Raw genomic sequence first — 12,118 nt, 5'->3', positions numbered from 1 at the left:
GGCGCTCACCTTCAGGTGGTCCAGGACGACCAGTGGTGGGACCAGGTTGTCTGGCTCACCGCGGCCTGGAACCACTACCTGGTCACCGGCGACCGCGCGTTCCTGAGCGATGCCTTCCAGACCGCCCGGAACACGCTCGGCACCCGCCGGGCGGCCAACTACAACGTCACCTACGGGCTGTTCCAGGGGCCGTCCTTCTTCAACGACGGCATCGCCGGCTACCCCGCCCCGCCGGCCGACGCGACCGAGAGCCACGGCAGCTTCGTGCTCGGCTACCCGACCGCCGGCGACCTGGCCCTGTCCACGAACGCGCTCTACTACAGCGCCTACCGCAGCGCCGCCCGCATGGCCGAGGCGCCGGGCCAGTCCCCCACCGCCCTCGACAGCGCCGCCGAAGCGCTGAAGAGCAACATCAACCGGTACTTCTGGATCGCCGCCAAGGGCACCTACGGCTACCTGATCCACAATGGACAGCTCGACCAGTCCGAGGAGGGCACCGGCCAGTCGTTCGCGGTGCTGTTCGGGATCGCGAGCACCGACCAGGCCCGGCTGGTGATGCGGAACAGCCACATCCAGCCGTACGGCATCGTCGACGTCTGGCCGCACTTCGCCCGCTACAGCGACAGCAGGCCGGGCCGGCACAACGTCTCGGTCTGGCCGATGATCCAGGGCTACTGGGCCGAGGCCGCCGCCCGCGCCGGCGACCCGGCGCGCTTCGCGTCCGAGACCCTGACCCTGGCCGCGCTGGCCAACACGTCGGGCGGCTTCTACGAGATCTACAACTTCCGCTCCGGCGCCCCGGACGGCGGCTGGCAGACCGGCTCCCACTGGGGCCCGCTGGCCGACCAGACCTGGTCCGCGACCGCCTACCTACGGATGATCTACAGCGGCCTGTTCGGCCTGCAGTTCACCACCACGGGCCTGGCCTTCCGCCCGACGCTGCCCTCGGGGTGGGGCGACGTGCGGCTCTCGGGCCTGCGCTACCGCGGCGCGGTCCTGGACCTGGCCCTGCACGGCGCGGGGACGGTCATCACGGACGTGCGGCTCGACGGCACGCCGACCACGGCCCGTTCGGTCCCCGCCACGCTGACCGGCACCCACACCTTGGACATCACGCTGTCGGCAGGCGCACCGGGGCCGGTCCGCGGCTACGGCAACCTGTGCCTGGACGTGAACAACGCCGCAACCGCGAACGGCACCCCGATCCAGCTGTGGGGCTGCAACGGCACGAACGCGCAACAGTGGACGGGTGCCGCCGGCGGCACCCTGCGCGTCCTGGGCAAGTGCCTGGACGTGAGCAACGGCGGCACCGCGAACGGCACGCCGGTGCAGCTGTGGGACTGCAACAACACCGGCGCGCAGGCGTGGGTGCCGCGCGCGGACGGCTCCTTGCGCAACCCGCAGTCGGGCCGCTGCCTCGACGACCCGAACGCCTCGACCGCCTGGGGCACCCGCCCGCAACTGCGCGACTGCGACGGCACCGCCGCCCAGCGCTGGTTCCTGCCGGGCTGACGCCCGCCGCCCAGCGCTGGTTCCTGCCCGGCTGACGCCCGCCGACCCGCGTCAGGTGAGGTGGAGCGCCGCCACCGGGAGCATGCCGGGCTTGGTGGTGGCGCTCGTGTCGGGGCGGAACACGTTGACCACCACGTCGTCGCGGTCGAGGTCGCCGGTCGTGGTGAACCGGTACGCGCCCTGGGACAGGTAGAACGGGCCGCGGGCCAGGGCGGTCTGCACGGCGGCGCGATCCCGGGCGCCGTCGCCGATCGCGTTCAGCAGCAGGGTGGCCGCGTCGTAGGCCAGGGCGGCACGGCGGCCCGGCTCCTCCTTGAACTCGGCCCGGAACGCGGCGGCGAAGCTCGCGTCCAGCGGGTCGCCGCAGCCGCAGGTCGCGAACGTGTTGGCGCCCGCCGGGCCGGCCACGGTGGCGTACTCGGGGTCCAGCAGGGCCTCGGTGCCGACCATCGGACCGGCGAAACCGGCCGCGCGCAGGGCCTTGGCGAAGATCCCCGCCTCGCCCGCGAAGCCGGTGAAGTAGACGGACTCGGCGCCCAGCGAGCGGATCCGGTCCACGACCGGGGCCCAGCTCGACGGGGCGACCTCGACCTCGGCGGTGCCCACGACCTGGACCGGGCCGCCGGTCCGGGCGAGCCGGTCGGCGATCCGCTTGTCGGTGTCGAAGGTGTGCCGCACCACGAAGACCTTCGTCGTCTTGAGCCGGCTCGCGAGCAGCGTCGCGGCGGCGTCGGCGGCGTCGAGGTCCGTCGGGTACAAGCGGTGGAACGTCTTGACCCCGAACGTCGCGGCGATCGGGTCACCGGCCGACGGGGTGATGAACGGCAGCTCCCGCTCGTCGAACCAGAACCCGGCCTGGCCGACGTCGACGTTGCGCAGCGGACCGACGACGCCGAGCACCTCGCGCCCGAACTGGTTCAGCGCCGCGGTCACGTCCGACGGGGCGGCGTGCTTGGTGTCGGCCTCGACCAGCCGGACCGAACACCGCGAGGTCCGGTTGTACGTTTTCACCGCCAGCTGCACCGCCTGCCGCGCGCGCAACGCGTCCGTCCCGAGCTCGGCCGCGCCCAGGAACCCGATCGCCGGGCAGCCCGCCGGCGCGGTCGACTCGACCACCCGGGCCGGCGGCGCGGGGGCGCCGGCGTCGTCGTCATCGTCGCCGCTGTTGCGGGCGACCGCGCAGCAGATGAGCGTCACGACGACCACCGCCGCGATGGTCACCCACGCCGCCGTCGCGCCCTTGCCCTTGCCGCCCGGCTGCGCCTTGAGCACCGGCACCAGCGGCGGCGGCCCAGGCGGCTGAGCAGCGCCACGCCGAGCCTGCGCCGGTTGCTTCGCCGCCTTCTGCTGTGGCCCGCGCTTCTGCTGGGGCGAGGTCCGCGCCGGCCGCGCCGACGCCTTCGGGGGCGGCGCGGGCAAAGACGCCGACTTGGGCAGCGGAGCCGCAGGCGGCGGCTCTACCGGCTTCGCGGGCGACGGGATCTCGAACGGCTTCAGTTCCGGAAACGCCGCTTCGCCGAACGACTCCGGCAGCCGGCCATCGGGCATCTCCATCCCGCCAAGATAGAGCCCACCGCCAAACGACGAGGTGGCCCGTCCGGTGCCCGCCCCGCCATCGACCGGACCGCACGCCGAATAATCCCCAAATGCGCGCGCTGATCCCGATCCTGACGTGCCTGCTCCTGGCCGCCTGCGGCACCCCGGCGCCCACGGCGACGCCGGCAACCGGGGCGGCAACCCCGCCGGCAACCCCGCCGGCCAGCCCGAGCGCCGCCCAGAAGCCGGAGCCGGGCACCACCCCGAAGCGGCAACTCCCGGACGGCTTCGTGGACCTGTCCGATGTGGACGCCAGCATCCTGTCCGACATCCGCTACGCCACCCCGCACAACTTCGTCGGCCGCCCGGTCACCGGCTACCTGCGCCCCCGCTGCCTGCTCACCAGCGAGGCCGCCGAAGCCCTGCACCGCGTCCAGCGGAGCGCACAGGCCCGCGGCTACAGCCTCAAGGTGTACGACTGCTATCGCCCTCAGCGGGCCGTGGACGACTTCGTCGACTGGTCCAAGAACGCCGACCAGCGCATGAAGGGCGAGTTCTACCCGGCGGTCGACAAGTCCGCGCTCTTCGACGACGGCTACATCGGCGGCCCCACCGCGCACAGCCGGGGCAGCACCATGGACCTGACGATCGTCGCGCTCCCGGCCCGCACCCAGCCCGAGTGGCACCAGGGCGACCCGCTCGAGGCGTGCACGGCCGCGGACCGGTTCCCGGACAACACCCTCGACATGGGCACCGGCTTCGACTGCTTCGACCCGCTCGCCCACACCGCGGCGACCGGGGTGAGCGCGGCCGAGCGGGCCAACCGCGACCTGCTGACCGGGCTGATGGCGGCCGGCGGGTTCACGAACTATCCCAAGGAGTGGTGGCACTACACGCTCACCAAGGAGCCGTTCCCGGACACGTACTACGACTTCCCCGTCGAGTAGACCCCGGTGTTCTTTTGAGGGGGTGTGGGTGGAGCTTGCTCCCCCGCCGCTTTTCAGGACATCGCACGGTATACAACGGTGCACGCTCGACCATCCGCCGATCGACATCGACGGGCATCTCCGGCACAATCGTCGCGGTACCAGGCATTCGGGGGCCTGGCCGCCACGACGGGGGATCATGGACAACAGCGGTGCGTCACGACTGGGCGAGCTGCTCCGTCGGCACCGGCTCCGCGCGGGCATCGACCAGCAGGAACTCGCCGGCCGCGCCGGGCTCAGCGTGCGCGGGCTGCGCGACATCGAGCACGATCGGGTCCGCCGGCCCCGCCCCGAGTCGGTCGAGCGGCTCGCCGACGCGCTGCGGCTGTCCGAGGACGACCGGCACGCGCTGCGATCGGCGTTGACGGGCGGCGGGAAGGGCGCGGCTCAGACGGTACAAGTGCGGGTCCTTGGGCCTTTGTCGGTGGCGCGCGAAGACGTGGCGGTCGAGGTCGGCTCGCCGATGCTGCGGTCGCTGCTCGGGCTGCTCGCGATCCATCCGCGCCAGGCCGTATCCCGCGACGAGATCGTCGACGTGCTGTGGGAGCGCCCGCCGCGCAGCTGTCTCAACCTGATCCACGTGTACATCGGGCAGCTCCGAAGGCTCCTGGAGCCCGAGCGGCGACGGCGCGGCACCGCGGCGACCGTGCGGCTGGCGCCCGGCGGGTACCTGCTCGACCTGGACCCGACGGGGCTCGACGTGGCCCGCTTCGACGAGCTGCACGCCCGGTCGCGCGGGGACGCGGAGGCACTTGGCGCGGCGCTGGACTGCTGGCGGGGGCCGGTGCTGGCGGGCGCCGATCCGCGGCTGCGGGCCCACCGGACCGCGGTCGCGCTGGGCCGGCGCCGGGTCGAGACCGCCCTCGCGTACGCGGATCTGGCGCTCGAGACCGGCGACAGCGCGCAAGCCGTGGCGCGGTTGCTGGCCGTCGCGCCGGACGAGCCGCTGCACGAGGGCCTGCACGCCCGGCTGGCGCTGCTGCTGGCCGAGGGCGGCGAGCGGGCCGGGGCGCTGCGGGTGCTGGCCGACGTGCGGACCCGGCTGGCCGACGAGCTCGGCGTGGAGCCGGGCGACGAGCTGCGCGCGGCCCAGCTGCGGGTGCTGCGCGAGCCCGCCGCCGACCTCGCCCCCGCGGTGCCGGTCGTGGTGCCGGGTCAGCTGCTCGCCGACGTGGCCACGTTCACCGGGCGCGCCGACGCCCTGCGCGACCTGGACGCGGGCGCGGGGGTGGTGGCCATCGCCGGTACCGCCGGCATCGGCAAGACCGCGCTCGTCATGCACTGGGCGCACCGGGTCAAGGAGCGCTTCCCGGACGGCCAGCTCTACGTCAACCTGCGCGGCTACGCCCAGGGGTCGCCGCTGCGCCCGATCGAGGCCCTGGCGCGGTTCCTGCACGCCCTCGGCACGCCGCCCGACGAGGTGCCGCTGGAGGTCGAGGAGGCCGCCGCCGTCTTCCGCAGCCTGCTCGCGGACCGCCGCGTGCTGGTCGTGCTCGACAACGCGCGCGACGCCGAGCAGGTGCGCCCGCTGCTGCCCGGCGGCGACGGCTGCCTGGCCCTGGTCACGAGCCGGGACCGGCTGGCCGGCCTGGTCGCCCGGGAGGGTGCCACGCTGCTGGTCCTCGACGTGCTGGCCGCCGGTGAGGCGCGGGACCTGCTCGGGCGGATCCTCGGCGCCGAGCGGATGCGCACCGAGGCGGCCTGCGTCGAGGAGCTGATCGGGCTGTGCGGCGGGCTGCCCCTCGCGTTGCGGATCGCCGCCGCCAACCTGCTGTGCAACCCGCACCAGAGCGTGGCCGAGTACGTGGCCCGGCTGCGCGGCGGCGACCGGCTGACCGCGCTGCGGATCGAGGGGGACCGGCAGACCGCCGTCGGGGCCGCGCTCGACCTGTCCTACGCCGCGCTGCCGGCACCCGCCCGGCGAATGTTCCGGCTGCTCGGGCTGGTGCCCGGGCCGGACTGCGGCGCCGCCGCGGTGGCCGCGCTCGCGGGCACCGACCCGGCCGGCGTCACCGGCGTGCTGCGGCTGCTGGCCGAGGCGCACCTGCTGGAGGAGACCGGGCCCGGCCGGTACGCGTTCCACGACCTGCTGCGCCTGTTCGCGCAGGCCCGCGGGGCCGAGGAGGACGACGAGGCCGGCCGCCGGGCCGCCGTGGACCGGCTGCTGGAGCACTATCTGTCCGGTTTGGACGCCGCCGCCCGGCTGTTGTACCCGGAGAAGCTCCGCCTCCCCCTGCCCGACCTTCCGCCGACGGTGTTCGCCGACCACGCGCACGCGCTGGCCTGGGTCGACGCCGAGCTGCCGAACCTGGTGGCGGCGGTCGAGCACGGCACCGACCCGGGGACGTGGCTGCTCGCCGACGCCCTGCGCGGGTACTTCCACCTGCGCATGCACACCATCGACTGGCTCACCGTGGCGCACGCCAGCCTGGCCGCCGCGCGGGGCGCCGGGGACCTCGCGGCGCAGGCGGTCAGCCACCTGAGCATCGCCGACGCGCACTGGCGGCGCAGCCGGCACGACCTGGCCATCGAGCACTTCCGGCTGGGGCTCGCGGCCGCGCGCCGCACGGACTGGGCCGAGGGGCAGGCGAGCATTCTGGGGAACCTCGGCGCCGTACACTGGCAGACCGGAAATCTGCGGGCGGCGGGCGACCAGATCGCCGAGGCACTCGAGCTCAACCGGCGCAGCGGCTGGCTGGCGGGGCAGGCGGTCAGTCTCGGCAACCTCGGCCTGGTGCGCATGGAGGCCGGGCAGCTCGACATGGCGGCCGGCCACTTCCAGGAGGCGCTCGAACTCGCCCGGCGGATGGGGGCCCGCAGCAGCGAGGCGAACATCCTGGGCAACCTCGGCGAGGCCTGCCAGCTGCTGGGCCGGCTCGACGAGGCCGAGACGCACCTGAACGCGGCTTTGGAGCTGCACCGCGAGCTCGGCGGGCGGGGCAACGAGGCGGCGAACCTGCGTACGCTGGCCGCCACCCACCGCGACGCGGGCCGCCTCGACCGGGCCCTCGCCTCGGCCCGGGCCGCGCTGGACCGGGCCCGCGAGACCGACATGCTGCGCCTGGAGATCGACGCGCTCAACGTCCTCGGCACGGTGCTCGTCGCGCTGGGCCGGCCCGCCGAGGCGGTCGACAGTCACGAGCGCGCGCTGGACATGGCCCGGGAGACGGGCGAGCAGCTGCCCGAGGCGGAGGCGCTCATCGGGGTGGCCGCGGCCCGCCGCCGGCTGGGCCGGCTCGACGAGGCCCTGGCGGACATCCGGCGCGCGGTCACGCTGACCCAGCGGGCGGGCTTCCACCAGCTCGAAGGGGCGGCGCTGACCGGGCTCGCGCAGATCCATCTGGCCCGCGGCGAGCCCCAGTGGGCCGTGCAGGTGGGCGAGCGCGCGGGCGCGATTCATGAGAAGACCGGGTACAGGATGGGCATGGTCGTGACTGACGCGCTGCTGGACCGCGGGCCCGGCGAACCGGGCCCGCGGCATCCGGCGGTCCGGCCGGACTAGCAGCCGTCCCACGGGTCGTTGCAGGCGGTCGAGCTGGTCGTGCAGTTGGGGTTCACCCAGACCTTCTTGTAGATGTTCCCCGAGCAGACCTGGCACCACGACTCGTACGGGCAGCGCGCGGCGGCCGTCGCCTTCGGCAGCACACGGGCGAGCATCCACTCTCCGAGCTTCACCATGCCGTCCATCCCTTCCCATCGACGCCCGGCCCCGTGCCGGCGCGTGTCGTACCCTCGGCGGCCCGGTCGGCCCGGGCGCCGAAGTCCTGGGGCGGCCCCGGCGACAGCCGCCGCACGACGACCCCGAGCAGCCGCTCACCGGGCAGGAAGCCCAGGCGGCGCGAGTCGAGGCTGAAGGCGGGGTTGTCGCCGAGCACCACCATCCGGCCGGGCGGCACCGTCCGGCCGTCGAGCACGGCCGTCCCCGTGACGTCGATGTCGGGGACCGGGTCCCCGGGCACCGCGACCGCCCGCTTGATCATCAGGTCTTCCCCGGCGTCGTCATCGCTTTCGGGGTCGCGCAGCACGACGACCTGCCCGGCCCTGATACCGCCGAGCCCCGCGCGCCGCACCAGCACCCGGTCCCCCGGCTGCAGCGTCGGCTGCATGCTGACCCCACTCACGGTGACCGCCAGGAACCGGCGCCGCAGCACCGCGAGCGCGGCCACGACGAGCAGGAGCGCCGCCGCCAGCGCGAGGGCGGTCATCCCGGCACCCCGGCGTCGGTGTACCCGCGCGCCTGCACGTCGAACAGCTCCGCGTAGCGCCCGCCGAGCGCCATCAGCTCGGCGTGGCTGCCGTCCTCGACGATCCCGCCGTCGCCCAGCACCACGATCCGGTCGGCCTCCCGGACCGCGCTGAGCCGGTGCGAGATCAGCAGCGTGGTCAGGCCGGCGCGGTGCCGCCGCAGGGCCGCGTGCACCTCGTACTCGGCCTGGGCATCCAGCCCCGCACTGGGCTCGTCGAGAATCACCAGATCCCGCCGCGCCCGCAGCAACGCGCGCGCGAGCGCCACCCGCTGCCACTGCCCGCCGGAGAGCACCACGCCCGTCTGCGGGTCGTCGCCGGGCGCGCCCTGATAGAAAAACCGCGAAAGCAGGGTGTCGTACCCCCTGGGCAGCGCCTCCAGCGTCGCATGCACCCCGGCCCGGACCGCCGCCTCCGCCACCCGCGGCCGATCGTCCAGCGCGCGCAGGTCACCCACCGCGACGTTCTCGGCCGCCGACAGGTCATAGGCGGTGAAGTCCTGGAAAATGGCCCCGATCCGCTCCCGCAGCGACGCCGGGTCCAGGTCCCGCAGGTCGACCCCGTCCCAGGTGATCGAGCCGCGGGTCGGGTCGTAGAACCGGCACAGCAGCTTCACGGTGGTGCTCTTGCCGGCCCCGTTCAGCCCGACCAGCGCCACCGTCTGCCCGTGCGGGATGAACAGGCTCACCCCGCGCAGGATCCACGGGTGCTCGTCGCTGTAACGGAACCAGACGTCCCGCAGTTCAAGCCCCAGACGCAGCTCCGGTACCGCCTGTGCGTCCACCCGCACCGGCAGGTCCGGCCCGCCGCCGACCACGGCCTGGTAGTGCTCGAACAGCAGCAGCGCCTGATGCGCGGCCGCCGCCTGCTGCACCCCGCCGGCCAGCCCCATCTGCACGCCGGCCATGGCCGCGATGAACATCGACACGTCCCCGAGGGTGGCCCGCCCGGCCGCCGTCTCCGCGATCATCCACATCAGCCCCCCGCCGGCCACGACCGCCGAGAGCAGCCCGAGCAGCCCGTGACTGCGCAACTGCCGCAGCCCGATCCGCCGGTACTCGTCGTTGACGGCGGTCAGCTCGGTCCGCATCCGCTCGCGGAAGAAGTCCCCGAGCCCGAACAGCCGCACCTCCTGCGCCACGCCGGGCGTCGTCAGCAGCCGAGCGAAGAACATGTGCCGCCGCTGCGCATGCCCGGTCCGCCACAGCATCGCCGCCTGCTCCCGGCTCAACGACAGGTGCACCAGCAGCATCGGCAGCGCGGCCACGAGCACCGTGATCGCGGTGACCGGGCTGACCGCGACCAGCGCCCCGGTGAACCCGACCACCCCGATGAGCGCCTGGACGAGCCCGAGCACGCTCGACACCAGCTGCCCCGGCCCGCTGCGACTGGCCTGCTCGGCCATCTGCAGCCGATCCTGGAAGCCCGGGTCCTCGAGCCGCGTCAGCCCCGGCTGCCCGTTGACGGCGAGGTAGAGCCGCTCCTGCGCCCGGACCCCGATGCGGCGCTCGGTCTCGGCGGTGACGTACCGCAGCGCCTGCGGAGTCACCCCCGCGACGAGCCCGGCCAGTCCCATCGCCGCGGCCAGCCCGAGCAGCGGCCCCAGCGCGGCGCCGCCACTCAACCGGTCGAACACCTGCTTGGCGAGCACCGCGGTCACGACGGGCAAAACCCCACCGGCCACGGTGAGCACGACTTCGGCAACGAGCAGCCCAGGGGCGGCCGACCAGGCCAGCCCGAGCGCGGCCCGGGCGTGCCTCACGTGGCGGCTCCCGCCTTGGTCCTGGCCGCCCCCGACCGGATCTTCGCGCCGTACCGCTGCGGATCGGGAAAGCCCCCGAGATCGGTCCCGGAGGAGAGAATGACCCCGTCGGCATCGAGCAGGTACATGGCCGGCAGCCCCCGCACCCCGAACGCCTCATAGACGGACCCACCCCCGTCCGGCTCATCGACGACGTGCGCGGCAGGACTGAGCTCCTTGGCGAGCGGGGCCGTTTCGTCGGGCGTGCCCACGACAACGGCGAACACCTGATCCCGCTCCAGCCCAGCGGCGCGCGCATACTTCAGGAACTTCGGCATCCGGTCGTGACACAGGTTGCAGTGCGGCGTGAAGAACCCGACCAGCCGCCCCTTGCCCCCGACCGTCTCGAACAGCTCCCCGTCCCGGGAGCTGACCGAGAACGCCTCCGGCCGCTCCCCCGGCGGCAACACCGGCCGCGCCCCTTCATCGCTGATGACGCCGGGCGCCTCGGCCTTCTGCAGCCGCTTGATGACCCCGAGCAGCAGCACCAGGTTGAGCCCCGTGACAATCCCAAGCAGCACAACAGCGGCGGTGAGGTACGTCATCGGTCGCAACGCTCCCTTGGTCTCGGCCTGTCGTACCGGCTTCCGACACCAAGCTATGCAGCCCCATCGGCAGCTTCACTGAACCCCGACTGAACCCGCCGCCCGCACCAGATCCCCACGTCGACGCCGGTGCGCGGCTTCGCACCGGCAGAAGCGGCAGAACCGCACCGGCAGAGCCCTTCCGCACAGGAGCGCTCCCACGCCGACGCCGGGAGCTACCGGGTCAGGCATCGCCGCGGGCCATGGCGATCAGGCGGTCCAGGATCGCGCGCGAGCTCACCCGCAGGGCGTCGTGCTCGAACTCGTTCGTGATCCAGGTGCGCGCACCCTTGATGGCGGCCGCCGTCGCGAGGGAGAGCGTGCGGTCGACGTACATGTCCTCGTAGTACACCGCGGCCACCACAGGTACCTCGTTCGCGGCCAGCTGGGCCCGGTCGTACAGGCGCGGCCAGGTGTCGCGCGCGGCCAGCACGTGGGCCGCCTCGCGCAGCGGGGTGAGGGCCGGGTCGACGTCGAACTGCCACGGGTACGTCATCTCGCCCGTGAAGTACACGACGTCGGAGGAGTCGAACTCCGGGTGCTCGGCCCGAAGACGCTGCGCGGCCCAGGCCGTCGCGTTCTGCTGGCCGTAGCAGGCCTCGTGCAGCAGCGGGAAGATCGGGGTGCTCGCGAAGCCCACGCGAGCCTGCACCTGCGCGAGGAAGGCATCGGACAGTACACCCGGGGACTCGAAGGCGGACTCGAAGAGGTAGTGCAGCTCGTGGGAGCCGGTGCTCGAGCCGAACGCGATGCCGAGCGTCTGGAAGGACTCGACGGTCAGCCGCGCGCCGTCGGGCAGGCGGACGTCGTGGTCGCGCAGGAAGGCGCAGATGTCGCGGACCAGGGCGACATCGCCGGGGTACCGGGCGTAGTGGGCCTCGTTGCGCGCGGCGACGCGGGGGTAGGTGGCGCGGTACACGTCCTCGGCCCGCGCGTCCAGGCCCGGTAGGCCGCCGGTGATCAGGACCTCGCGCAGGCCTTCGGGGGCGAACGACAGGTAGTTCACCGCGCAGAAGCCGCCGAAGGACTGGCCCAGGACGGTCCAGCGCTCGTCGCCTAGCATTGAGCGGCGCAGCAGTTCGGCGTCGCGGACGATGCTGTCGGCGCGGAAGTGGGACAGGTACTCGGCCTGCGCCTCGGGCGTTCCCCGCCGGGTCACCGAGTGCCGGCTGACGCGGGTCGAGCGGCCGGTGCCGCGCTGGTCGAGCAGCAGGACGCGGTAGTCGTCGAGGGCCCGGCCGACCCACGAGTCGCGGCCGATCGGGCGGGGTGAGGCGCTGCCGGGGCCGCCCTGCAGGAACAGCAGCCACGGCTTGGCGGCGTTGTCAGGTGTGACGACCGCGCGGGCGAAGATGTCGATGGTCTCGCCCGCGGGGTCGTCGTGGTCCAGCGGCACCGTCAGGACGTGGTCGGTCAGGACGGTGCCGGGGTGGCGGAAGCTGCTCATGCCGCCA

General features: G+C 73.8%; 9 protein-coding genes. 3 read left to right on the top strand and 6 right to left on the bottom strand.

The window, feature by feature from the left end:
- The first annotated feature begins 15 nt into the window (after positions 1-15).
- Positions 16-1,512, top strand: a complete 1,497-nt coding sequence (locus tag ACQP00_RS15795; protein WP_433219646.1) for a ricin-type beta-trefoil lectin domain protein — start codon at positions 16-18, stop codon at positions 1,510-1,512.
- A 51-nt stretch (positions 1,513-1,563) separates the two neighbouring features.
- Here the strand turns inward: ACQP00_RS15795 and ACQP00_RS15790 are convergent, their stop codons facing one another.
- Positions 1,564-3,066 carry an ABC transporter substrate-binding protein gene (locus tag ACQP00_RS15790; RefSeq protein ID WP_433219644.1) on the bottom strand — a complete coding sequence of 501 codons (1,503 nt, stop codon included), beginning with the start codon at positions 3,064-3,066 and terminating at the stop codon, positions 1,564-1,566.
- A gap of 92 nt (positions 3,067-3,158) precedes the next feature.
- Between ACQP00_RS15790 and ACQP00_RS15785 the strand changes: the two genes are divergently transcribed.
- Both ACQP00_RS15785 and ACQP00_RS15780 read left to right on the top strand, forming a co-directional pair.
- Positions 3,159-3,995, top strand: a complete 837-nt coding sequence (locus ACQP00_RS15785; protein ID WP_433219642.1) for a M15 family metallopeptidase — start codon at positions 3,159-3,161, stop codon at positions 3,993-3,995.
- Positions 3,996-4,173: 178 nt separating this feature from the next.
- Positions 4,174-7,536 (top strand): tetratricopeptide repeat protein, encoded by a 3,363-nt coding sequence (locus tag ACQP00_RS15780; RefSeq protein ID WP_433219640.1) that lies wholly within the window; start codon positions 4,174-4,176, stop codon positions 7,534-7,536.
- On the opposite strand, the gene ACQP00_RS15775 is transcribed toward ACQP00_RS15780, so the two are convergent.
- From ACQP00_RS15775 to ACQP00_RS15755, 5 genes are all read right to left on the bottom strand, one after another.
- Complete coding sequence (locus ACQP00_RS15775; RefSeq protein ID WP_433061008.1) at positions 7,533-7,712, bottom strand: hypothetical protein; 180 nt, start codon at positions 7,710-7,712, stop codon at positions 7,533-7,535. The genes ACQP00_RS15780 and ACQP00_RS15775 overlap by 4 nt on opposite strands.
- A complete protein-coding gene (lepB, locus tag ACQP00_RS15770; RefSeq protein WP_433219638.1) occupies positions 7,706-8,239 on the bottom strand; it encodes a signal peptidase I in 534 nt (177 codons plus the stop codon). Before lepB ends, ACQP00_RS15775 begins: the two co-directional genes overlap by 7 nt.
- A complete protein-coding gene (locus ACQP00_RS15765; protein WP_433219636.1) occupies positions 8,236-10,041 on the bottom strand; it encodes an ABC transporter ATP-binding protein in 1,806 nt (601 codons plus the stop codon). The genes lepB and ACQP00_RS15765 overlap by 4 nt, the downstream gene beginning before the upstream one ends.
- On the bottom strand, positions 10,038-10,625 hold the full coding sequence (locus ACQP00_RS15760; protein WP_433219634.1) for a TlpA family protein disulfide reductase: 588 nt from the start codon (positions 10,623-10,625) through the stop codon (positions 10,038-10,040). The genes ACQP00_RS15765 and ACQP00_RS15760 overlap by 4 nt, the downstream gene beginning before the upstream one ends.
- Positions 10,626-10,848: 223 nt before the next feature.
- Positions 10,849-12,111, bottom strand: coding sequence for an alpha/beta fold hydrolase (locus ACQP00_RS15755; RefSeq protein ID WP_433219633.1), 1,263 nt, complete (start codon positions 12,109-12,111; stop codon positions 10,849-10,851).
- Between the last annotated feature and the right edge of the window lie 7 nt (positions 12,112-12,118).

Source organism: Dactylosporangium sp. CS-047395 (assembly GCF_050942185.1).
Taxonomy (GTDB): Bacteria; Actinomycetota; Actinomycetes; order Mycobacteriales; family Micromonosporaceae; genus Dactylosporangium.
This window is presented reverse-complemented; position numbering and strand designations above follow the sequence as displayed.